At 73.0% G+C, this 21954-nt stretch carries 24 protein-coding genes; 13 read left to right on the top strand and 11 right to left on the bottom strand.

The genetic code is table 11. The features are described from left to right. The first annotated feature begins 64 nt into the window (after window positions 1-64). Together HNQ09_RS01455 and HNQ09_RS01460 are read left to right on the top strand one after the other, a co-directional pair. Window positions 65-604: a DUF402 domain-containing protein gene (locus HNQ09_RS01455; protein ID WP_184024433.1), complete on the top strand. Its 540-nt coding sequence runs from the start codon at window positions 65-67 to the stop codon at window positions 602-604. A 25-nt stretch (window positions 605-629) separates the two neighbouring features. Beyond that, window positions 630-1361, top strand: coding sequence for a nucleotidyltransferase domain-containing protein (locus tag HNQ09_RS01460; protein ID WP_184024435.1), 732 nt, complete (start codon window positions 630-632; stop codon window positions 1359-1361). Window positions 1362-1365: 4 nt separating this feature from the next. Here HNQ09_RS01460 and bshC read toward each other — a convergent pair whose 3' ends face one another. After that, window positions 1366-2931 (bottom strand): bacillithiol biosynthesis cysteine-adding enzyme BshC, encoded by a 1566-nt coding sequence (gene bshC, locus HNQ09_RS01465; protein WP_184024438.1) that lies wholly within the window; start codon window positions 2929-2931, stop codon window positions 1366-1368. 135 nt (window positions 2932-3066) lie between these two features. Beyond that, window positions 3067-3741 carry a Crp/Fnr family transcriptional regulator gene (locus HNQ09_RS01470; RefSeq protein ID WP_184024442.1) on the bottom strand — a complete coding sequence of 225 codons (675 nt, stop codon included), beginning with the start codon at window positions 3739-3741 and terminating at the stop codon, window positions 3067-3069. Window positions 3742-3946: 205 nt separating this feature from the next. Here HNQ09_RS01470 and HNQ09_RS01475 point away from each other — a divergent pair, with 205 nt between their 5' ends. Then, complete coding sequence (locus HNQ09_RS01475) at window positions 3947-4723, top strand: WecB/TagA/CpsF family glycosyltransferase (protein ID WP_184024445.1); 777 nt, start codon at window positions 3947-3949, stop codon at window positions 4721-4723. 11 nt (window positions 4724-4734) lie between these two features. Here HNQ09_RS01475 and HNQ09_RS01480 read toward each other — a convergent pair whose 3' ends face one another. From HNQ09_RS01480 to HNQ09_RS01495, 4 genes are all read right to left on the bottom strand, one after another. Beyond that, a complete protein-coding gene (locus HNQ09_RS01480; protein WP_184024448.1) occupies window positions 4735-5136 on the bottom strand; it encodes a penicillin-binding protein in 402 nt (133 codons plus the stop codon). Window positions 5137-5249: 113 nt separating this feature from the next. Next, complete coding sequence (locus tag HNQ09_RS01485) at window positions 5250-7628, bottom strand: transglycosylase domain-containing protein (RefSeq protein ID WP_184024451.1); 2379 nt, start codon at window positions 7626-7628, stop codon at window positions 5250-5252. A 64-nt stretch (window positions 7629-7692) separates the two neighbouring features. Then, window positions 7693-8079 (bottom strand): response regulator, encoded by a 387-nt coding sequence (locus HNQ09_RS01490; RefSeq protein ID WP_184024454.1) that lies wholly within the window; start codon window positions 8077-8079, stop codon window positions 7693-7695. Between the two features lie 95 nt (window positions 8080-8174). Then, the gene (locus HNQ09_RS01495) at window positions 8175-9878 is read right to left on the bottom strand and encodes a long-chain-fatty-acid--CoA ligase (protein WP_184024457.1); all 1704 of its coding nucleotides are present in this window, start codon (window positions 9876-9878) and stop codon (window positions 8175-8177) included. Window positions 9879-10059: 181 nt separating this feature from the next. Here HNQ09_RS01495 and HNQ09_RS01500 point away from each other — a divergent pair, with 181 nt between their 5' ends. Genes HNQ09_RS01500 through HNQ09_RS01520 form a run of 5 tightly spaced genes read left to right on the top strand, consistent with a single transcriptional unit; the run spans window position 10060 to window position 12655 of the window. Continuing rightward, window positions 10060-10641 carry a nucleoside deaminase gene (locus HNQ09_RS01500; RefSeq protein WP_184024459.1) on the top strand — a complete coding sequence of 194 codons (582 nt, stop codon included), beginning with the start codon at window positions 10060-10062 and terminating at the stop codon, window positions 10639-10641. Beyond that, a complete protein-coding gene (locus HNQ09_RS01505; protein WP_184024462.1) occupies window positions 10638-11534 on the top strand; it encodes a PfkB family carbohydrate kinase in 897 nt (298 codons plus the stop codon). Before HNQ09_RS01500 ends, HNQ09_RS01505 begins: the two co-directional genes overlap by 4 nt. 41 nt (window positions 11535-11575) lie before the next feature. After that, window positions 11576-12103 carry a DUF1999 domain-containing protein gene (locus tag HNQ09_RS01510; RefSeq protein ID WP_246363052.1) on the top strand — a complete coding sequence of 176 codons (528 nt, stop codon included), beginning with the start codon at window positions 11576-11578 and terminating at the stop codon, window positions 12101-12103. Further along, window positions 12103-12327: a heavy-metal-associated domain-containing protein gene (locus HNQ09_RS01515; protein ID WP_184024465.1), complete on the top strand. Its 225-nt coding sequence runs from the start codon at window positions 12103-12105 to the stop codon at window positions 12325-12327. The genes HNQ09_RS01510 and HNQ09_RS01515 overlap by 1 nt, the downstream gene beginning before the upstream one ends. Before the next feature lie 7 nt (window positions 12328-12334). Further along, window positions 12335-12655 carry a DUF503 family protein gene (locus HNQ09_RS01520; RefSeq protein WP_184024468.1) on the top strand — a complete coding sequence of 107 codons (321 nt, stop codon included), beginning with the start codon at window positions 12335-12337 and terminating at the stop codon, window positions 12653-12655. A 66-nt stretch (window positions 12656-12721) separates the two neighbouring features. Here the strand turns inward: HNQ09_RS01520 and lepB are convergent, their stop codons facing one another. Then, window positions 12722-13504: a signal peptidase I gene (gene lepB, locus HNQ09_RS01525; protein ID WP_184024471.1), complete on the bottom strand. Its 783-nt coding sequence runs from the start codon at window positions 13502-13504 to the stop codon at window positions 12722-12724. A gap of 68 nt (window positions 13505-13572) precedes the next feature. Then, window positions 13573-14346 (bottom strand): patatin-like phospholipase family protein, encoded by a 774-nt coding sequence (locus HNQ09_RS01530; RefSeq protein WP_184024473.1) that lies wholly within the window; start codon window positions 14344-14346, stop codon window positions 13573-13575. Between the two features lie 70 nt (window positions 14347-14416). On the opposite strand from HNQ09_RS01530, the gene HNQ09_RS01535 reads away from it, so the two are divergent. The 3 genes from HNQ09_RS01535 (at window position 14417) to HNQ09_RS01545 (ending at window position 17920) form a co-directional block, all read left to right on the top strand. Beyond that, window positions 14417-15169 carry a serine/threonine-protein kinase gene (locus HNQ09_RS01535; protein WP_184024476.1) on the top strand — a complete coding sequence of 251 codons (753 nt, stop codon included), beginning with the start codon at window positions 14417-14419 and terminating at the stop codon, window positions 15167-15169. 400 nt (window positions 15170-15569) lie between these two features. Next, window positions 15570-17033, top strand: a complete 1464-nt coding sequence (locus HNQ09_RS01540) for a glycoside hydrolase family 3 protein (RefSeq protein WP_343057568.1) — start codon at window positions 15570-15572, stop codon at window positions 17031-17033. Continuing rightward, entirely contained in the window at window positions 17030-17920 is an 891-nt protein-coding gene (locus tag HNQ09_RS01545) for a GNAT family N-acetyltransferase (protein WP_184024479.1), read from the top strand. The genes HNQ09_RS01540 and HNQ09_RS01545 overlap by 4 nt, the downstream gene beginning before the upstream one ends. Window positions 17921-17947: 27 nt before the next feature. Here the strand turns inward: HNQ09_RS01545 and HNQ09_RS01550 are convergent, their stop codons facing one another. Together HNQ09_RS01550 and HNQ09_RS01555 are read right to left on the bottom strand one after the other, a co-directional pair. Next, window positions 17948-18817 carry a DegV family protein gene (locus HNQ09_RS01550; protein ID WP_184024482.1) on the bottom strand — a complete coding sequence of 290 codons (870 nt, stop codon included), beginning with the start codon at window positions 18815-18817 and terminating at the stop codon, window positions 17948-17950. Continuing rightward, window positions 18814-19698, bottom strand: coding sequence for an NAD(P)-dependent oxidoreductase (locus tag HNQ09_RS01555; RefSeq protein WP_184024483.1), 885 nt, complete (start codon window positions 19696-19698; stop codon window positions 18814-18816). The genes HNQ09_RS01550 and HNQ09_RS01555 overlap by 4 nt, the downstream gene beginning before the upstream one ends. Window positions 19699-19812: 114 nt before the next feature. On the opposite strand from HNQ09_RS01555, the gene HNQ09_RS01560 reads away from it, so the two are divergent. Continuing rightward, window positions 19813-20721, top strand: coding sequence for an AEC family transporter (locus tag HNQ09_RS01560; protein WP_343057569.1), 909 nt, complete (start codon window positions 19813-19815; stop codon window positions 20719-20721). Window positions 20722-20728: 7 nt separating this feature from the next. On the opposite strand, the gene HNQ09_RS01565 is transcribed toward HNQ09_RS01560, so the two are convergent. After that, window positions 20729-21109, bottom strand: coding sequence for a YchJ family protein (locus HNQ09_RS01565; protein ID WP_184024487.1), 381 nt, complete (start codon window positions 21107-21109; stop codon window positions 20729-20731). Between the two features lie 32 nt (window positions 21110-21141). Here HNQ09_RS01565 and HNQ09_RS01570 point away from each other — a divergent pair, with 32 nt between their 5' ends. After that, a complete protein-coding gene (locus HNQ09_RS01570) occupies window positions 21142-21927 on the top strand; it encodes a TrmH family RNA methyltransferase (RefSeq protein WP_184024490.1) in 786 nt (261 codons plus the stop codon). The last annotated feature ends 27 nt before the right edge of the window (window positions 21928-21954 follow it).

Consider the following 21954-nt stretch of genomic DNA (forward strand, 5'->3'; position numbering starts at 1 on the left):
TCATGAAGCCGGGTCGTGTATTCAGGCCACGCCGCGCGGCCGGGAAACCCGGTTACGATGGTCCATGCCCCCCGCCGAACCCGTCAAAACCGAACGTCATGACGTGGCCGCGCGGCAGCACCACACGAATACCGGCGTGCGCCCCGTCCAGCTTTACCGCGAGCACACCCACGGCCTGTTCGTCGCCCGCGACTTCGTGGCCCACCCGCGCATTCGCCACTGGCAGGCGCACCTGCTCCCGGCGCCTGGGCTGGTGGTCTGCCGCTACGATTTTCACGGGGCGCGCGAACACGACTTCTACCTCGACATCGCCACGATCACCCGCGCGGGTCACCTGTGGAGCGTGCGCGACCATTACCTCGACGTGATCGTGCAGGACGGCACGGCCGCCGAGATCGTGGACACCGACGAACTGCTCGCCGCGCACCGGGCCGGATTTCTGGGCGCGGCCGAGTTGCACCACGCGGTCACGGTGGCGCACGGCGTCCTCTCGGGTCTGGCCCGCACCCGCTATGACCTGGGCGCTTGGCTGGCCGCTCAGGGGGTCACGCTGGAATGGCTCCCGGTGCCTGAATACGCGGTGCCCGAATATGCGGGCGCGTAGGCCAGGGAGCGGCTAGCCTCGACCCATGCCCGCCCCCAGCCCCACTCCTCGCAACCCCGCCGCCCAGGCCAGTCTGGAAGGCGCCCTGCCCGCCGCCCTCGCCCGCATCGCGGCCACGCCGGGCGTGTACGCGGCGCTGTGGTGCGGCAGCGCGGCCCGGGGGGAGGCGGACGCCCACAGCGACCTCGACATTCACGCCCTGGTGACCGGGGACCACCGCTGGCGGTCCAGCTTCGTGGCGGGCGGCGTCCCGGTCGAGGTCTTTCACAACCCGGCGCGGAAGGTGCGGGCGATGCTCGCGCAGCCTGACCACGCCACCGTCGCCATGTTCGCCGGGGGACGGGTGCTGCTGCCGCACCCCGATCTGGACGCGCTGTTCGGGGAGGCCCGCGCTCTGTACGCGGCGGGTCCCGCCCCACGTCCCCTGACGCCCGCCGAGCGGCACACGCTGCTCGACGAGGTGGTGGAGGCGCGGGCGGCCCTGACGGAGCCGGTTCATCCCCTGCTGGTGGCGAGCGCCGCCGGGAGGCTGGTGCGGGCGCTCTACGCGGCGCGCGGCTGGTGGGAGGTCAAGCCGCGTGTCTGGCCGCGCGACCTGGCCCGGCGCGGCGCCCCGGAAGCTGGACTGCTGCACGCTGTTCTCAGCGAAGCCTCAGCCGCCGAGCGGCAGACGGCGCTGGAAGCCCTGGCCTTCTCCCTCCTGCCCGGCGGCCTGGACTACGGCGAGAGCGCGAGCGAAGCCCAGACGGTCGCCTGAAGCCTCAGGCGATCGCCAGCTCCGCCTGGGTGCCCGGCGCCAGCGCCAGCAGCGTCCGCAAGGGCGCGTCCCCGTGCTTGAGCAGGAAGGTCAGGAAATTCATCTCGCGTTCCTGCGGCACGCCGCCCGGCAGCAGGTGGCGTCTCAGGCGCGTGAGCTGACGGGTCCGGTCGTCCTCCTGGCGGGCCAGGGCGCGCACAGCGAGCGTCTGAAGGTGCCCGACGCGGGCGGTCGTGCGGCGGCGGGTGCGTTCGGCGGCGCCCGCCAGCGTGGGATCGAGGGCCGAGAGTTCCCCGGTCAGGGCGCGCAACTCGGCGTCGAGGGCCGCGAGCCGCTCGGCCGAAGCCGCCGCCGCCCCCCGCTCGCGGGCCAGCGCGCGCCCCAGCACGCCTTCCGGGTCGGCCTGCACCTGCGCGGCGGTGGCGCCCATGCGCGTGAGCAGCCGCGCGACGGGCGGCTCCAGCCAGGTCACGCTCAGGCGCGGCCACAGCAACGGCTGGCGCAACCCGTGCAGCCCATACACCTCCGCGAGCTGCGCCCCGTAGGCGATCTCGCCCGGCCCCACCACGAAAGCCAGCGTGGGCAGCAGCGCATCCTGCACGACCGGGCGCAGCCCCGCCGCCGGGGTCAGGCGCGAGGGGTCGGCGTCCAGCACCCCGCGCAGCTCCTCTGCGCTGTAGGCGCGCGTGTCGGTCTCGAAGTGCCCGCCGCGAACCCTCAGCAGTCGCCGCTGTCCGTCTTCCTCCTCCAGAAAAAGGTTGGTCGCCCCCGCCGGACGCCGCAGCTGGGGCGTGAAGCCCGCCTGCTCCAGCCGCGCCGCCGCCGCCTCGATGCACGCCGGGCCGTCCAGCGGGCGCTCCAGCTCGCGGCTCAAGGCCGGGGCCATCAGCCGGGCCAGCGCCGGGTGCAGCGGGTCGAGGACGATCAACCCCGCCGGGGCGAGCAGTCCGTGAATCAGCCGCGCAAACACGTCGGCGTAGCCCATCCGTGGACCACCCGGCTCCACCGCCCGCAGCACCCGCGCCCGCAGGGCCTCGCGGTACTCGGGCGCGGTGTCGAAGCGGTCCAGCAGGCCCAGCACCTCGGCGGTCCATTCTGGCTGCCAGGGTACCCGGCCCACCGGCACCCCCTGCGGCACATCCAGGGTCAGGCGGTGCAGCGTCTCGGCGCGGTCGAGCAGGGTGGTGGAGGCGACCTCGGCGGCGTCGTGGTCCTGGCTGGCGACCCAGTACACGGCCACGACCGGAGCGTCCTCGCGGTCAAGCTGCCGGGCGAGCAGCGCGGCGTCCGCGCCCTTGTGGACGCTGTAGGCCGGGCCAGTCAGCAGCCCCGCCTGCTGCCCGGTCACGACCACCCGCGAGGCCGGATGGGCCAGCCGCGCCAGCCCCGCTTCCACGTCCGGGCCGAGCGTGCCCAGGTCGCGGTGGTACTCGCGCAGGGCGCTGACCAGGGCCGCGCGGTCCACGTCGGGGCGCTCCTGTGCCGCCGCCGTGTCCAGATCAGCGGGTCCCAGCCGGAAAAAAGCGGGCAGGTCGCCCGCCCGGTACGCCGCAGCGATGCTCCTCGTCAACGTGTGTCCTTCCTGGGGCTTGCCTCATAGGAGTTTCGCTTCATACAGGCCACCTTCGGGCGACGGGAGAGGCAGGCGCCCCGTCCCCTTCGCCACTGCGCTTTGGATTCTACAGTGCTTGTTCCCGCCGCGTGCCTAACGCAGCGGCTCACGCGACGCCGTGAGCAGCCCGGCGCGGTCGGTCAGGATGATCCGGCGGTAGCCCAGATCGAGCAGGCCGCGCGTGCGGAAGTCGCCCAGCAGTTTGGTGATCGTCTCGCGCGTGCTGCCGACCACGTGCGCGAGGTCCTGATGCGACACCCGCTCCTTGAGCGCCAGCGCCGCCCCGTCGGGCCAGGGTCCCTCGCGCTCGGCCAGGGTCAGCAGCGCCAGCGCCAGCCGCTGCGAGACCTCCATGAACACCAGCCCCGAGAGCCGTTCTTGCACCCCGCGCGTCTGCCGGGTGACCTGCTCGGTGAGCGCCACGCCTACCGCCGGATGGGTGCCGGTCAGCCGGGTCAAGGTCTCGCGCCCCAGCAGCAGCGCCTCGGTGTCGTCCATCGCCTCGGCGTACATGCCGTAGCTCGCGCCGGTCAGCAGGGCCGCCGTGCCCAGCAGGTCCCCGGGGCCATGCACGTCCAGCGTCACCTCGCGCGCCCCGGCCCCCAGGCGGTAGAGCCGCACGCTGCCGCGCGTCAGCACGAACAGCGTCTCCGCCGCGTCCTCCGGGTGAAACAGCAGGCCCCCCCGCGCCCAGCGCCCCCCCCGGGCGGCAGCCACCACCTGTGCTTGCGTCTCCTGCGGCAGCGCCCCAAACGGCCCGGACATCATGGGGACAGTGTGGCATATCAAGTCCCCACAGTCCGCCTGAGCGGGTCCGGCGTCAACAGGCAGGTCCGGCCCAGTTCCGTGCCCCTGGCGCGGGGCGCCCTCCCTACCCGCTGCGGCCCCGGCCTGGACGGGCGAGCGCCGTTGTCAGTGCCCCTGACCCGCCTCCCAGCCCCCTTGACCCCCCGTGTTACAATCCGCGCCACGCATGAGCCGACCCGACCTCACTCCGCCGCCCCCCAGCGGCAAGCGCCTGAGCCTGCTTAACCTGCCGCTGGATGTGGTGACGCTGGAACAGACCCTCGACCGCCTGGGCGACTGGATGTTCCGCGCCCCCCGCGCGCCGCACACGGTCGTGACCCTCAACCCCGAGATCATCGTGCAGGCGCGCACGCATCCCGAGTTCGTGGACGCGGTGCAGGAAGCCGATCTGGTGACCGCCGACGGGGTGGGCATCGTCTGGGCGGCGCGGCAACTGCACCGCCAGGAGGTCCCGCGCGCGCCCGGCTACGACATCGTGCGGGGGCTGATGGAGCGCCACGGCCCCGAGCTGCGGGTCTTTTTCCTGGGGGCCAAGCCCGGCGTGGCCGAACAGGCCGCCCAGAACGCCGTGCGCGACTTCGGGGTTCAGGTCGCGGGCGTCCACCACGGCTATTTCGACCCGGCAGAAGACCAGCGGGTCGCGGACCTCGTCGGCGCGTCGCGGGCGCACCTCGTCCTGACGGCGATGGGCGCCGGGCGGCAGGAAGTTTTTAACCAGTATTGGCGCCAGGTGCTCGCCGCGCCCGTGCTGATCGGCTGCGGCGGCGTGATCGACGTCCTGGCCGGGACCGCCGATCTGGCCCCGGCCTGGACCCGCAAGCTCGGGGTGGAGTTCATCTGGCGGGTGGGCCTGGACCGCAAGCGCTGGAACCGGGCGCCCCGCCTCGTGCAGTTCGTGCGGCTGGTGCAGGTGGAAAGGCGGCGGCTGGCCCGACAGGGCTGAGGGCTGAGGCCTCAGCGCGTTCCGGCCAGCCCCAGATCGCCCCCGAACGTCCCCTCCCAGGCGTTGAGCACCCGGCCTCCACGTACCAGCAGCACCGTGGGGTAGGCGCCGACCCGCAGCGCGCGGGCAAAGGCAGTGGCCTCAGGGCCGCGCCAGACGTTCACGCCCGCCGGGGCCGGGGCAGGCACGTCCTCGGCGTTCACCGCGCGTACCGGCAATCCGGCGGCCAGCACCGCGCTCCACAGCTCGCCCAGGTCGCCGCAGTCGTGCGAGTACACCACGATCACCTCGCGCTCGCCGGAGGTCCAGGGGTGCGCCGGCAGGACGTCGCCCAGCCGCACCCGCGCGTCGGCGGCCGGGGTTCCCAGGGCGAGCAGCAGCGTGAGCAGGGGAGCACGTCTCATGCCCGGCATGATGCCCGCCCCGGGCCGCCGCGCGTGTAACCGCCCGGTGAGAGCCGCAATGTCCAGAAAACGGCGCCCCCACACGGAACAGGGGGCGCCGGAGACGGGAGAAGGTCCGGGCTTCAGGGGGCGCTCTGCTCCGGGGCCTTGGGCTGAGCTTTGGGCGGAGTGGTGTCCGCCGCCGTCATCCCCGGCGAGCGAATGGCCTTGATCGCCTGCGGATCAGGCTTCTCGTCACGCAGCGGCTGGGGATTGGGGTCGGGCGCGTAGCCGGGCAGGTCGTCGATGGCGATCCGGCGCGGCACCACGTTCTCGGGCGGCGTGAACTCGGTCGCCAGGCGCCCGGTCGTGCGGTCGAGGTTGACGACCCGGGTGCGCGGGTCGGGCGTGCCCGGCGCCCAGCTGATCTCGCGGTACACCACCGGGGGCGGGGTGTCTTCCTCGGTGAGCGTGTTGGCCCGGTCGCGGTAGCGCGGGTCGAGCAGCGCCACCTTCACGCCCGGCAGGTAGCCGGGGTCCGGCGCGTCGGCGTAGACGATGCCGGGCGGTTCCACGAACTTGGTCGGGGTCTTGCCGCTGTGGGCCAGTTCCATCATGCGCCGCCAGATGGGGCCGTTCACCACGCCCGAATAGTAGTAGTCGGGGTTGCCGCCGCCCTGCTGCTTGCCGACCCACACGGCGCCGGTGTACAGCGGCGTGGTGCCCACGAACCACAGGTCCTTGACCTCGTTGCTGGTGCCGGTCTTGCCCGCCACCGGCCACTCGCCGAACTTGGCCTGCGCGGCCAGGCCGCCCTGCGCGGTGGTCCAGTCGTTGACCACGCCCCGGATCATATCCAGGCCCAGGAAGGCGACCTGCGGCGTCCAGACCCGCCGGGGCTTGGTGACCTCGTTGGCCACGTCGTAGAGCACCTCGCCGCGCGCGGTGGTGACGCGGGTGACGTAACGCGGCGAGCGGTACAGGCCCCCGTTCACGAAGGGCGCGTAGGCCGCCGCCATCTTCACCGGCGTCGTCTCGACCGCGCCCAGGGCCGCCGCCAGCCCGGTGCCGTCGTTCGTGGGGATGTCGAGCGCCCGCAGCTTGCTGAAAAAAGTCTGGAGGCCGATGCGGTCGGCCAGGCGCACGGTCACCAGGTTCAGCGAGCGGTCGAGCGCCTCCCGGATGGTCATGCTGCGGTAGGTCGTCGCGCCCTCGAAGTTCTTGGGTTCGTACACCCCGTTCTTGCAGCCCTCGCACGGAAAGGACACCGGCTTGTCGTCCTCACGGTGGGTCTGGTCCAGCCCGGTCGAGAGCGCGGTGGTGTACAGCAGCGGCTTGATGGTCGAGCCGATCTGGCGCTGGCCCTGCGCGGCGTTGTTCCAGTCGTCGGGCGGCGCGGCGCCGCGCAGCTTCTGGCCCACCATGCCCAGCACCTCGGAGGTGTAGGGGTCGATCACGACCGCGCCCAGCGTCGCGCCCGGCGGCAGCCCGGTGGCCTCGCGGCTGGCCGTTTCCACCCCCGTCTGCACCTTGGGGTCAAGGGTCGTGTACACCCGCAGGCCGCCCGAGCCGTACACCTTCTCGCGCCCGAAGCGCCGCAGCAGCTCGCCCTCGACCTGCCCCATGAAGTGCGGCGCGCGGGTGCTGGTCACGGCCTTGAGTTCCTTGGCGGTGCGGTCGACCAGCTGGGCGCTTTTCAGGGTGCCGTCCGGCTCGTAGCGGATCTGCCAGCCGCGCGGCTGAAGGTCTTCTTTCCAGGCGGCGTCGGCCTGCGCCCGGGTGACCCACTTGTCCTCGACCATGCGGTCGAGCAGCACCTTCATCAGCGGGCGGGTCGCCTCGTAGTTGAAGTAGCGCCCCGCGCTGGGCACCAGCACCGTCAGGTACGCGCTTTCCGCGAGGCTGAGCTGCTTGGGCGTCTTGCCGAAGTAAGCCTGCGCCGCCGAGTAGATGCCGTACAGCTCGACCGGGCCGCCGTCGCCCCAGTAGATCGCGTTGAGGTAGTTGCGCAGGATCTCTTCTTTGGTAAAGGCGCGCTCGACCTGCACCGAGAGCAGCCATTCCTTGATCTTGCGGTCGGGGGTGCGGGCCGCCTTGTACTCGTCGTACAGCAGGGTGTTCTTGATCAGCTGGTTGGTGAGGGTCGAGCCGCCCTGGGCCTCTTCGCCCTGCGCGAGGCGCTGGAACTGCCGCCCGATGCCGTAGGGGTCCAGGCCGTAGTGCTCGAAAAACCGCCGGTCCTCGTTGGCGATCAGGGCCGCCGTCATGAAGGGGCTGATCTCGTCGAGCCGCACCAGCGTGCGGCTGATCGCCTGCTCCCCGATCTTGGGAATCAGGCTGCCCAGCGGCGTGCCGTCGCGCGCAAACACGCGCGTCTCGGCCCCCAGGCTCAGGGTGTCGAGTTCGCGGTAGTCGGGCAGCTCGCGGGTCCACTTGGTCACGTAGGTCGCGCCCACCCCGGCGGCGGCCACCCCGCCCGCCAGCAGCAGCGAACCGGTCAATTTGAGGAATCTCAGAAACACAAGAAGGTCTCCTTGGCCGGGCGCACAGCAACAAGGCGCCCAGCAGAACAACGCGGCGGGGGAGTCATGGGCGGCGGGCCTGCACCAGCTCGTTGACGCGCCCGCGCAGGTAAGGCCCGCTCAGGGGCTTGGCGAGCAGGCCGTCCGCTCCGGCCAGCCGCGCCTGGGTGCGGGTGCGGTCGTCGTCGAGGCGGCTGAGCAGCAGCACCGCCGCCCCGCGCAATCTCCCCACCCGCTTGACCCGCGAGCAGACCTCGAAGCCATTCATCTGGGTCAGGTCCACGTCCAGCAGCAGGGCGTCGGGCGTGTGGCCGCGCAGGTAGGCCAGCGCCGCGCGCCCGTCCGGCACCGTGACGATCTCATGCCCGTCCGCCGACAGCAGGACCTCCAGCAGGGTCCGGATGGCCGGTTCGTCGTCCGCGACGAGGATGGTATACGCCATACCCTCCATGATAGAGCAGCCGCCCGCCAGGCCGCTGAACCGGGCATGAAAACCCCCCGCACCGGGCGGGGGAGGAGCAGGGGGGCGCGCGCCCGGCCCCCGCCTCAGCTCGCCTGCGGGGTGCCCGCCTGCCGCGCTTCCCGCGCCTCGGCAGCGAGCTGGCGGCGCAGCACCTTGCCGACCGCCGTCTTGGGCAGCTCGGGGCGGAACTCCACGCTGCGCGGCACCTTGTAGGCGCTGAGTTCCACCTTGCAGTGGGCGATGATCTCGGCCGGGGTGGCAGTGGCGCCGGGTTTGAGCACCACAACGGCGTGAACGCTCTCGCCCCGGTACTCGTCGGGCACGCCCACGGCGGCGGCCTCCAGCACGGCGGGGTGGGCGCTCAGCACCTCCTCGACCTCGCGCGGGTAGATGTTGTACCCGCTGGCGATAATCAGTTCCTTTTTGCGGTCCACGATGCGGAAATAGCCGTCGTCGTCCATCACCGCCATGTCGCCGGTGAGCAGCCAGCTCTGGCCGCCCTGCTCGCGCATGGTCTTGGCCGTCTCGTCGGGGCGCTGCCAGTAGCCTTTCATCACGTTCGGCCCGGCGACCCACAGCTCCCCGATCTCGCCCGGAGGCAGCCGCCCGCCGTTCGCGTCCGCCACGAACGCGTCCACCCCGGGCATCGGGAGGCCGATGCTGCCCTCGCGCTGGTCCCCGAAAATCGGGTTGGTGTGGGTGATCGGGCTGGCTTCGGTCAGGCCGTAGCCTTCCACCAGATTGGCGCCCCCGGTGATCTGCCGGAACTGCCGCGCGGTTTCGAGCAAGAGGGGCGCGCTGCCGCTGATGCAGGCGCGGATGGTGGTCAGGTCGTACCTGGGCGTGTCGGCGTGGTGGTTGATCGCGTTGTACAGCGTGGGCACGCCCGGAAAGAGGGTCGCTCCGCTCGCGGCGATTTGCGAGAGCACCATCTTGATGTCGCGGGCGTTGGGCACCAGCGCGATGGTCGCCCCGATCAGCACGCTGAGGTTCATCGCGACCGTCATGCCGTACACGTGGAAAAAGGGGATGGCGGCCAGCGTGACCTCCTGTCCCTCCCTCAGGCCGGTCATCCAAGCGCGCGCCTGCTCGGCGTTGGCGACGAGGTTGCGGTGGGTGAGCATCGCCCCCTTGGGGACCCCGGTCGTGCCGCCGGTGTACTGGAGCAGCGCCACGTCGTCCGGGCGCACCGTGACCGCCTGCGGGGTGAGCGGCTGCCCGCGCCCCAGCGCCGTGAAGGAGTACACCGACCCGCCCGTCTTCACGCCGACCCAGCTGCCCTCGCGGCGCGCCTTGAGGGGATACAGCACGTTCTTGGGAAAAGGCAGCGCGTCCTGAATCCCGGTCACGATCACCCGCTGCACGGGCACCCCCGCCGCAATCTGGCTGTAGCGCGGGTAGAAGGCGTCGAGCAGGATCAGGGTCTCGCTGCCGCTGTCGGTGAGCTGGTGCTCGAGTTCGTGCGGCGTGTACAGCGGGCTGGTGTTCACCACCGTCGCGCCCGCCAGCAGCGCCCCGTAAAAGGCGACCACGAACTGCGGGCAGTTGGGCAGCATCACGCTCACGCGCTCGCCGGGCCGCACCCCCAGCCGTTGCAGGGCGGCAGCGAAATGCTGCACGCCGCTCCACAGCTCGCGGTAGGTCGTCTTCGCGCCCAGGAAGGTCAGGGCGACGCGGTCGGGAAAGCGCTCCGCGCTGCGGCGCAGCAGGTCCGGCAGCACATCGTTGCTCGCGGTGAACTCGCGCGGCACACCTTCCTCGTAATGGTCCAGCCAGGGCCTCGTCATGCCTCACGCTCCTCGTGTTCCCGCCCCCCGCGAAGCCGCACAACCCTCCAGGCCACGCGGGGAACAGATTGTAATTGAACCCAGTATAAGCATACCGCCAGAGGAGCAGCTCTGCCGTACCCACCCGGTCCTGTCGCCGGTCCCACCAAACCCCGGGGCGCGGGCGTGCCACACTCCGGGCATGTCTTCAGGCTCCTCTGATCCCCAGGTCCACCGCCTGCACCTGCAAGAAGCCCTGCAACTGGCGCGCGAGGCGCAGGAGGCCGGAAGCGCCCCGGTCGGCGCGGTGCTCGTGAACGCCCAGGGCGCGGTGATCGCGCGGGGCCGCAACCGCGTGGCTGAAGCCCAGACCGCCGAGCACGTCGGTCAAGCCAGCGTGGCCCACGCCGAGATGGACGTGTTTTTCGGGGTGGGGAAGCTGGAAGACCCCGGGACGCTGACCCTCTACACCAGCCTGGAACCCTGCCTGATGTGCGGCGGGGCCTCGGCGCTGCTGGGCGTGGGCCGGGTGGTGTGGGCCACCGACGATCCCTGGGGCGGGTCGGGCCGGCTGATCGCCTGGAGCAGCCACCCCGCGATGCAGGAGACCGAGGTGATCCCCACCCCCGACCCCGAGCTGGAAGCCGAGGGCGCCCTCCTGTTCGCGCCCGAGGCCAAGCGCGCCTTTCCCGAGGAAGGCTGGGCGCTGTGGCGCGGGCGCTACCCCCGCGAGACCGAGGGCGTCCAGGAGCGCGACCCGGAAGACCGGACCCCCAGGGTGTGAGCCTGCTGGTCGTCGGCAGCGTGAACGCCGACCTGACGGTCCAGGCCCCCCGCATCCCTGCGCCGGGCGAGACGGTGCTGGGCGGGGACGTGCGGGTGTCGCCCGGCGGCAAGGGGGCCAACCAGGCGGTCGCGGCGGCGCTGGCAGGGGCCCCCGTCACCTTCTGCGGCGCGGCAGGCCACGACGCCTTCCGCGAGATCGCCCTCCGGGGCCTGACCCGCGCGGGTGTGGACCTCGCCCGGCTGCACACGCTGGACGCCCCCACCGGGCTGGCCCTGATCACCGTCGCCCCCGGCGGGGAGAACGCGATCACGGTCGCGAGCGGCGCGAACGCCCACCTCACGCCCGCGCAGTTGCCCGGGGACCTGGGCGGCTTCACCCACCTGCTGCTCCAGGGCGAGCTGCCCCCGGAGGTCACCCGCGAGGCCGCCCGCCGGGCACACGCGGCGGGCCTGACCGTCTTGCACAACGCCGCCCCCGCCCGCACCCCCGACCCCGCGCTGCTGGCCCATACCCACCATCTCATCGTCAACGAACACGAACTCGCCGCGTTCGCTGCGGGGCGGGCAGGGCCGGACAGAGAAGCGCAGGTCCGCGCCCTGCTGGGCCGGGGGCCGGGAGCCGTGACCGTCACCCTGGGCGCGCGGGGCAGCCTGACCGCCACCCCGGACGCCACCTTCCGCCTGCCCGCCTTTCCGGTCACGCCGCTGGACACCACCGGGGCCGGGGACACCTTCTGCGGGGTGCTGGCGGCCGGGCTGGTCGCGGGCCAGCCGCTGGCGGACGCGCTGCACGCCGCCGGGGTCGCCGGGGCGCTGGCCTGCACCCGCCCCGGCGCGCAAGACGCCATGCCCACCCGCGCCGAGATCCGGGCCGCGCTGACCGGGGGCTGAGGGGCCGACCCGCGCCGGACGGGTGCTCTAGGCTGAGCGCCATGCTGCGTTACCGCACCTTTACCGAAACCGACTACCCGGCCCTGGCGGCCCTCGACCTCGCCGCGCAACGGGCTGCCGACCCTGAATTCAGCGCCCGCCCGGAGCGCGAGCGCGAGGGCCGCCTGAGCACCAGCCTCCCGGCGCTGAAGTTCTACGAACGCAGCGAGCACTCCTTTGTGGCGCAGGACAGCGCGGGCGCGCTGCTGGGCGTCATCCTCGCGCAGCACGTCTGGCAGGGCGACCGCCCCATCGTGCTGGTCCGCACGGTCCTGCTGGCGCCCGCGGCCCCGGCCGAAGCGGCGGCGGGGCTGCTGCACGCCACCGTCAAGAGCGCCTACGACAGCGCGGTGTACGAGGTGCATTTTCCCCTGACGCCCGCGCTGGCGGCGGCCGCCGCCGAGGAAGCGGCCCACGTGACCGGGCGCTACGCGGTGCGCCACCTGGGCACCCGCGCGGACACGGCGCCCGGCGAGCGGCTGGGTGAGCCGTCCGGACCGGGGGCCACCGCGCCGGGCGGCGGGGCATAATGGCGGGCATGACCACCCGAGCCACCCGCGTGCTGCTCGGCGTCCGGGGCATGTCCCGTGACGCCGGGGAGCGTGTCGCCCAGCAGCTGCGCGCCCTGCCCGGCGTCTCGCAGGCCACCCCCGACGACGGCCAGATCGAAGTTCACTACGACCCCTCCCAGCACACCGTCATGGACCTGGTGCGCACCGTGCGCGCCCAGGGCTTCCTGGCGGGCATGCTCTAGCCGGGCCGTGGCCCTGGGCTACGTCGGCGTCCTCACCGTCCGGGTCGAGATGCCCTGGGTGGGCAACCTCAAGGAAAAACGCGCCCTGGTGCGCCCGGTCGTCGAGCGCCTCAAGGCCCGCTTTCCCCTCACGGTCGCCCGGCTCGACGGCCTCGACGCCCACGACTGGGAGGTGATCGGCGTCGCCACCCTCAGCAACGACTACGGCTGGGTCGAAGAGACCCTCCGCATGGCGTCGGACTTCATCGCGCGCGAGGGCGAGTACCGCGTCGTGTCCGAGGAAGTGGAGATCAACGTGCTGGGCGAGGACGGCGAAGAGGAAGACTAGCGCCGCCCGCCACAGCAGAGAGGGGGAGGCCTGCATCGCCTCCCCCTCTTCTTTTTGCCCGCTGGCCTACTTCTGGCCCAGCTGGGTCTTGAGCGTGTCGAAAGCCTCGGGGCGCTCCAGCACGCGCCAGTTCAGCACGCTCTCGCCCGTCAGGTTCGCCACCTGCCCGGCCGAGCAGTCGTACTGGGCACTCTGCTTGCGCATGATCGGCCACACGACCGCCGCCGCGCGCCCCGCGATGTCGCGCAGCGGCACCGGCCCGAAGAGGCGCGAATCCTCGCTGCCGCTCGCCGTGCGGTTGTCGCCCATCACGTAGTAGTGCCCCTCCGGCACCGTGATCTCAGGCTGGTCGGGCAGGATCCCGGCCGCCGAGGAGATCGCCAGGTTCGCCAGGTCGCTCTGGGTGTCCCAGCAGCCCTGCTCGCGCCAGTAGTCGGTGGTCCAGCTTTGATCCAGCTGCACCCCGTTGATAAACACCCGGCCGCCCTCGATCCGGATGCGGTCGCCGGGCAGGCCGATCAGCCGCTTGATCAAAAAAGGCCGGTAGGTCCACAGCCCAAAGGCGCTGCGGGTGAGGTTGGACGCCTGCGCCGCCGCCTCGCGGGGCGGCTTGAAAATCACCACGTCGCCGCGCCGAAAGTCGCCCACGCCCGCCTTGTGCAGCCAGGTCTCGTACTTGGGCACAAAGACCCGCTCACGGTCGCGCAGGTTGGGCATCATGCTCACGCCGTCCACGCCCACCAGCGTCGCCAGAAACTGGGTGATCACCACCGCGAACACGATGGGTTCCAGCACTTCCTTCCACAGTTTGCCCAGCGGGCCGCTCCCGGCCCCTCTCAGTCTCGTCATGCCGCTCCTTATCGTCCGCCGCGCAGGATAGCGGACGGCGGCGCTTCCGGCGCGGGATGGAAAGCCCCTCAGGCCCCCAGCGCGCGCAGCCGCGGCAGCTCGGCCCGCGCCGCCGCCTCGCCCGCCAGGATCGCCTGCCCGCCGCGCCGGAAGCTCTGGAGGTCCACCCCCTCCAGCCGGGGCCGCAGCAGCACGTCGGGGCGGTAGAGGCTCAGCCGCGCGTCGGTCAGCTGCGCCTGCATGATGTCCACCGCCCGGCGCAGCGAGCGCACGGTGCCCAGCGGGGCCTGCCCCGGCAATTCCAGCGGTTCCGGTCCCGTCACGTCCACCGCGGCCACCCGCCGCACGCCCAGAAAGAGGGCCGCGTCCACCGGGACCTGGTTGAGGATGCCGCCGTCGGCCAGCAACATGTCCTCCCAGGGCACCGGCTGGGTCGCGCCGGGATACGCGGAGGTGGCCCGCAGCGCCGGGTAGAGCGGTCCGCTGGAGAGGTAGACCATTCGCCCGGTGAGCAGGTCGGTCGCGGTGACGGCCAGTGGAAGCTTCAGCTCCTCGAAGGTGGGGGGCAGGTGGGTCGCCAGCCACGCCTCGAAGGCGCTCGTGCGCAGCAGCCCCCGCCCGGGGCGCCAGTCGAGCAGCCGCCGCCACGACACCGTCTCCGAGACCTGCCGTAACTGCGCCGCGTCCATGCCCGCCGCGATAAAGGCCGCCACCAGCCCGCCCATGCTGGTTCCGGCCAGGACCCCGGGCCGCAGCCCGGCGTCTTCGAGCACCGCCCACACCCCGATGTGCGCCAGGCCCCGCGCGCCCCCGCCGCCCAGCACCAGCCCGAACCCCGACATGGCCGGATTGTAGCCAGCGCCCGCCGGGGGGTACCGCCCGGCCCACCCGCTGGAGTACCGTGCATGAGGAATGCCGCTGGCCGGTCAGGTGGTGGGAGAGGGCGTGCGTCTGGTGCGCCCGCTGGGCCGTGGCTCGCACAGCGTGGTCTATTTCGCCGTTGGCCCCGGCGGCCAGCCTTGCGCGGTCAAGATCTTTGAACCCCGCTTTGCCGACCACGCCCTGCGCGAGTACCGCCACGGTTCGGGCCTCGACCACCCCCGGCTGGAACGGGTGCTCGGCCCGGTCAGCGTGGACGACCGCCCCGCCTTGATCGTCACGCTCGCGCGCGGCGTGGTGCTGTTCGGGCGCTACGTCCGCCGCCCGGCCCTGACCCATGAGCGGCGCGCCTTTCTCCTCACGCTCGCGCACCTGCTGGGCGCCCTGGACCACCTGCACGTGCGGGGCGTGGTTCACCGCGACGTGAAGCCCGAAAACATCCTGGTCGAACCCGACGGCAGCGCCACCCTGGTCGATTTCGACCTCTCCGGCCCCAGCCGGGAAGCCTTCGCCGCCCCCACCCGTCTGGGCACCGCCGCCTTCCAGAGTCCCGAGGCCACGCGCGGCGAGCCGCTGGGACCGGAAAGCGACCTCTACAGCGTCGGGGTGCTGCTGGGCTGGGGCCTGCACGGCGCGCTCTCGGGGCCGGAGGTGCCGCCGCCGCCGCTGGCCGATCCGCTGGACGCGCTGCTGGTGGCCTTGACGGAGCCGGACCGGCGGCGGCGGCTGGGGAGTGCGGGGGAGGCGCGGGAGACGCTCTTGCGGTTGGCGGGGTTGCCGTATTGAGGTTGGAAGGTGGGTGCCCCACCCCCAGCCCCTCTGCAAGCAGCTCTGCGAGTCCCCCCGGAGGGTGAGGGGAGTGAAGCGCTGCGCTCGGCAAGGGCAGATGGGCGGCGCTGGCGAGGCGTCATCCTCGAATAAAACGTTTGATCTTGGTGCGATTTCGTCGCGTCCACCGTCTCGCTGCGCGATTGAGGCGTGGTGAAGGCAGTGCGGACTCTATCCGTTCCCGCCTGTGCGGCGTCCGCTGTGCCCGTTTCTGAAGCGCTTCAGCTTGAGCGTTTTTCCTTCTTCCCCTCGACTCGCAGAGCTGCTCGCAGACTTGTAAAGCTCCGCATGAGCCTGCACAGCTCTCGTCGCGCCTCAGCCCGGCCCCTCCCCCCACCCCGTCCCTTACGCTGTTCGGGTGACCCGACCTCAACCCGGCTCCCTGGTGATGGTGGACGTTCCTGGCCCCGTGCTCGACGCGGACACGGCGGCGCATCTGCGGCGCTTCGGCGTGCAGGCGGTGTGCCTGTTCGGCAAGAACATTCAGGACGCGGGGCAGTTGCGGGGACTGTGCGCCGACCTGCGGGAGGTGATGGGGGAGGGCGCGCTGATCGCCCTCGACCACGAGGGGGGGGCGATCTTGCGCCCAGGCTTCTGGCCCTTCGCGCCCTCCGCGATGGGGCTGGGGGCCGCCGACGACCCCGCGCTGACGGAGGAGGTGAACGCGGCGCTCTCGCGGCAGCTGCGCTCGGTCGGTGTGAACTGGAATTTCGCCCCGGTGCTCGACGTGAACGTGAACCCCGCCAACCCGGTGATCGGGGAGCGGGCCTACGGGGCGGACGCCGGACAGGTCGCCCGGCACGGCGCGGCGGCGCTGCGGGGGCACGCGCGCGAGGGGGTCGCGGGCTGCGTGAAGCACTTTCCGGGCCACGGCGACACCCACCTCGACAGCCACCTGGCCCTGCCGCGCGTGGAGCGGTCCCGGGGGGCGCTGGACGCGGTCGAGTTCGCCCCCTTCCGCGCCTGCCTGCCGCACGCTCCCGCCGTGATGACCGCCCACATCGTCTACGGCCCGCTCGACCCCGCCCACCCGGCGACCCTCTCGCGCCGCGTGCTCACCGACCTGCTGCGCGGCGAGTGGGGCTACGGCGGCGTGACCGTCACCGACAGCATGGGCATGGCCGCCATCGACGCGAACTACGGCCGGGGCGAGGCCGCCGTGCTGGCCCTCCAGGCCGGGGCCGACCTGGTGATGGCGCTGGGCCGCCGCGAGGTGCAGGAGACCACCCTGAGCGCCCTGGCCGCCGCGATGAGTGAGGGGGACCTCGACCCCCGCGAGGTGGACGCCAGCCTGGAGCGCCTGCACGCCCTGGCCGCCGCCTACCCGGCCCGCCCGGACCCCACCTTCGACCCCGCCGCCGACGCCCCGCTGTTCGCCCACGCCTGGGCGCGTGCCCTGACCGCCTGGCGAGGTCCCCAGCCGCCCCCGCCCGGCACGCGCGTGCTGCTCGTCGCTCAGCGCCGGGTGGGGCGCCAGAACGTCAGCGAGGCCAGCGTGGACGCGCAGGCGCTGGCCGGGGACCTCGCCGCCGTCTACCCGGTCGAGCTGCACGCCTACGACGACCCGGCGGACCTCGACTGGGCCGCCCTGCGGGCACGCGGCCTCCCGGTGATCCTCGCCACGACCACCCGCCATCGCCAGCCTGCCCTGCGCGGCGCCCGGCCCGACCTGCACCTCGCCCTGTACAACCCCTACGCCGTTCTCGACGTGGACGCGCCCGCCGCCCTGACCTACGGCTTTCGCCCGGAAGCCCGCGCGGCCCTGGTCGCCTGGCTGCGCGGCGAGGCGGGCGCGCCGGGGCAGCTCCCCTTCGGCGCATGAGCGCTCCCGGCGGGGCCGAGATCGCCGGGCTGTGGGCGGCTGCCTGGCCGGAGCGCGCGCCGCATCCGCGCGGACTGGAAGCCCGTCTGGGCGACCCCTCCGGCTGGGTCTGGCGGCGCGGCCCGGCGGGAGAGCTGACCGCCTTCGCCGCCTTTCGCCCGCCCGAGGCCTACGGGCACGGGCACCTGCGCCTGATCCTCGTCCACCCCGGCGCACGGGGTCAGGGCCTGGGCCGCACGCTCGTCACCGGGGTCCGCGAACGCCTCGGCCCGCTGCCGCTGGCGGTGGGCGAAGAACGCGGCCACTTCCTGCCCGGAGCGCCCGAACCCAGCGTGGGCTTTTTCGAGCGGGTGGGCTTTGTGCGCAGCGGCCGCGTGAGCGTGGACATGGTGGCCGACCTGCGCCCGCCGCTGCCCGCCGCCGCCCTGCCCGCTGGGTTGCGCCTCACCGACGCCCGCGAGGAGGGCATCCTCCCCGGTGTCCTGGCGCTCACGGAGGGCGTGTTCAGCGCCCGCTGGACGCACGACGCGGCGGCGGTCGCCCGGCAGGCGCCCCAGCAACTGCTCGCCCTGGCAGACGGCTCCCGCGTGCTGGGTTTCGCCCTGGTGGGCACCGAGGACGACCCGGCGGTCTTGCCTTCTTTCCTCTTTCCGGCCGCCCTGCGCGCGGCGGCCCGCACGTCCGGCCCGGCGGGGGGTCTCGGCCCGGTCGGCCTGCACCCCGACCTGCGCGGGAGCGGCGTGGGCCGCGCCCTGATGCTCACGGCGATGGGCCGCTTGAAGGCCAGAGGCGTGGAGGCGATGGGCATCGACTGGACCGACCTCGCCCCCTTCTATGAGCGCCTGGGCTTCCGCACCTGGGCGCGGCACGTTCACCTGCGGGGCTAGCGGCCGACCCGCCGCCCCCTCACGCCTTCAGCGTTCCCAGACCCAGTTGCCCGGCGCCGCCGCCACCCCCAGCGCACGCGGCCCGGTATGCACGTTGAGCACCGGGTTGACCCCCGCGAACCCCGACCACACGACCGGATGCCGCGCCCGGATCGCCGCCAGCAGCGCGTCGGCGTCCTCGCGGACCGAGCCGTACAGCAGGCCCAGCCGCAGCGGGGTGCCCTCGCCGTGGCGGGCGGTGACCTGCGCGGCGACGGCCTCGATGGCCCCCTTGTACGAGCGCGCCCGGCCCACGTTGGTGTAGATCGCGGCCTCCTTGTCCACCGTGATGACGGGCTTGAGGTTCAGCAGCCCGCCCAGCGTGGCCTGCACCCGTCCGATGCGGCCGCCCCGCCGCAGGTACTCCAGCGTCTCGATGGTGAAGTACAGCTCGGTCTCCTCGTGCGTGCGCCGCACCCAGGCGAGCGCCGTCTCCAGCGACTCGCCGCGCTCGGCCGCCGTCACGGCGGCGTGAACCTGAAAGGCCTGCGCCGCGCTGAGCGTGCGGGTGTCGTGGATGGTCACATCCACTCCCGGCACCAGCGCGAGCGCCTGCTCGGCGGCGTTGCGGCTGCCCGACAGCCCCGCGCTGATCGTCAGCGCCAGCACCGGCAGCCCGCCTGCCCCCGCCGCCCGGTAGGCCTCCGCCCAGTCCTGCGGGGTGGGCTGGCTGGAGGTCGGGTGCGCCGGGTTGCGCTGGAGTTCCTGAAAGAGCCACTCGCGGGTGATCTCGTCCATGCGGTAGTTCTGCGTCCCGAACGTCAGGCTGAAGGGCGCGACCGGCACCCCGTTGCGGAGGTCCGGGAAGGCGTCGAGGCCCCCGTCGGTCACGACGGCAAACTGCGGCTGGTGGGTCATTTGATCTCCTTGTCGTTGAATTGTTCGATCAGCCTCAGGGCGGCGGTGTGGTCCTCCCCGGCGCCGACGGTGTGGGCGGCGGCGCGCATCAGGGCCTCGACCTGCATCAGCACGGGCGCGCTCGCCCCGGCCTCCCGCACCACGTCCGCCGCGATCCCGGTGTCTTTGGCCAGCAGCCCGAGCTGGAAGGTGACCGGAAACGCGCGCGTCAGGACGCGGGAGCCGATCAGGTTCTCGGAAGCGTTGCTTCTTCCGCTGCTCGCGTTGATCACGTCCAGCGCCGCGCCCAGGTCCACTCCGGCCCGGGCCAGCGCCGCCAGTCCCTCGCCCGCCGCCCAGAGGTTCGCGGCCAGCAGCGCGTTGTTGACGGCCTTGACCGCGAAGCCCGCGCCCGCCTCGCCCACGTGGACCACCTTGCCCGCGAAGGCGAGGTCCGGCTGCACCCGCGCGAGCACCTGCGGGTCCCCGCCCACCATCACGGTGAGCGTGCCCGCCGCCGCGCCCGAGGTGCCCCCGCTGACGGGCGCGTCCAGAAAGGCGACCCCCCGCTCCGCCAGCGCCGCCGCCTGCCGCCGCGCCGCCTGCGGGTGCCCGCTGGTGCAGTCCACCCAGACGGTGCCGGGGCGCAGGTCGCCCGCCAGCCGCGCGAGCATCTCGTCCACCTCGGCGCTGGTGGGCAGGCAGGAAAAGATCACGTCGGCCCCGGCCACGCCGGGCAGGTCCACCCGCTCGCTGCCGTGTTCGCGGGCGTGGGCCTCGGCCCTGGACTGGGTGCGGTTCCAGACCAGGGCGCGGCCGCCCGCCGCCCGGGCCTGCCGGGCAAGGTGCGCGGCCATGGGAAACCCCATCGCGCCCAGCCCCAGGAATGCTGTGGTGGTCATATTCTTGCAGGCTAAGGGCCGCGCGCCTCCGCTCCCCGTGATTCTGAACCGGGTTCAGAAAGAGCGGGAGGGGCGGACGCGCCCGGCGCGGGCGGGCGGCGTATGCTGCCCCCCGTGTTCGCCGCCCTGTTCAACGTCGTGCTGCCGGTCGTGCTGGTGGCGGGGGTGGGCGCCCTGCTGGCCCGGCGTTTTCCCCTCCACCCGGACACGCTGGGCAAGGTCAGCCTCAACGCGCTGACGCCCGCGCTGGCCCTCAGCAGCCTGCTGGGCACCACCGTGACGGCCCGCGCCGGGCTGCGGCTCTCGCTGGCCTACTTCGCGCTGGCGGGGCTGGGGGTGCTGGCGGCCTATCTGGCTGCCCGCCGCACGCCGGGGCTGACCCGCCGGGCGGTCATGGCGAGCGTCGCCATCGGCAACAACGGCAATTTCGGGCTGCCCATCGCGCTGTTCGCGCTGGGGCAGGCAGGTCTCGACCAGGCGGTGGTGATTTTCCTGTGCTCGGTCGTCTTGACCTTCACGCTGGGGCCGCTGCTGTACGGCTCGGCGGGCGGCGCGCGGGCCGGGCTGCTGGCGGTGCTGCGCCTGCCGGTGGTCTGGTGCATCGGGGCGGCCCTGCTGGTGCGCCTGCTCGACCTGCCCCTGCCGCTGGGCCTGCGCCGGGGGATCGACCTGCTGGGGCAGGCCGCGCTGCCGATGGTGCTGCTCTCGCTGGGGATTCAGCTGGGACAGTCCGGCCACGTGGCGCTCACCCGGCCCGTCCTGACCGCCGTGGGCCTGCGCGTGTTCGCGATGCCCGCGCTGGCGCTGGCGGTCGGCCTGGCTTTCGGGCTGCGCGGCCTGGGCCTTCAGGGCCTGGTCCTCGCCTCGGCCATGCCCACCGCCGTGAACGCCTTTTTGCTCGCCCGCGAATACGGCGCCGACGCCGACACGGTCGCCAGCGCGGTGGCCCTCAGCACCCTCGCCAGCCTCGGGACCGCTGCGCTGGTCGTGACGCTGCTGCCCGGAATCGGGGCGCTGGGCTAGCCGGGCTTCAGGGCGTCACCCCGTCCAGGTACACCCACGCCCCGCCCACCTGCGTGAAGGTGCTGCGCTCGCGCAGCCGCTGCCGGCGCCCGCCCGCGACCAGCGTGGCCGTGAACTCCACCTCCTCGCCCTGCGCCCGGTGGACCGTCAGCCCCGTGTACCGCGTGTCGTCTCCGGCCAGGTCGAGGTCCGGCGGGCAGGTGTCGGGGTGCCAGGTCCGGCGCACGTAGCCGGTGTCGCGCAGCGCATAGGCCGCGTACCGCGACCGCATCAGCGCTTCCGGCGTCTCGGCGGGCCGCTCGCCCGTGTGCCGGGGGCCGCAGCACCCGCCGTAACTGCGCCCCGAGCCGCACGGGCACGGCTTGAAAACGGGAAAGGGGAGAGGCATGGCCCGAGGATAGCGGGCATACTGAACCCCCGATGTCCCTGCCCCCGGCCCCGATCACTTCCCTGCAAAACCCCCACGTCAAGCGGCTGGTGCGCCTGCGCAACCGCCGCGAGCGCGACCGCGAGGGCGTGATCCTGATCGAGGGCGCCCGCGAACTCGCCCGCGCCGCTGCCGCCGGTCTGGTGCCCCAGACCCTCTACACCTGTCCCCCCCTCTACAGCCCCGAGGCGCACGAGGTCGAATCCGGTCTGCCCGGCCCCCGCCAGCCGCTCTCGCGGGACGCCTTCGAGAAGGTCAGCGGCCGTGAGAACCCCGACGGCCTGCTCGCGGTCGTTCCCGCCCCCGCGCCGCGCCTGCCTGACCCCGCCGGGGACGCCCTGCTCGTCGTGCTGCACGGGTTGGAAAAGCCCGGCAACATCGGCGCGATCCTGCGGACGGCGGACGCGGTGGGAGCGTCGGGGGTGCTGGTGCTGGGGCGCGGCGCGGACGTGTATTCCCCGGGCGTGATCCGCGCCTCGCAGGGCAGCGTCTTCTCGGTTCCGGTCGCCGCGCTGGGTGAGGAAGAAGCCCTGGCGTACCTCGCCGGGCACCAGTTCACCCGCGTCGCCTGCACCCCCGACGCCCCCCGCGAGTACTGGGACGCGCCGCTGACCGGCCGGGTCGCGCTGGTCCTGGGCGCCGAGCACGCGGGCCTGCCCCCCGAGTGGCGCACCTCCGATCTGTCCGTCCGCATCCCTATGCACGGGGAAGCTGACAGCCTCAATGTGGCGACGGCGGCGGCCTTGGTGCTGTACGAGACCCTGCGGCAGCGGCGTTGAGACGGCCTCTTGCGGCTCCAGCCGAGG

The organism is Deinococcus budaensis (assembly GCF_014201885.1).
GTDB lineage: Bacteria > Deinococcota > Deinococci > Deinococcales > Deinococcaceae > Deinococcus > Deinococcus budaensis.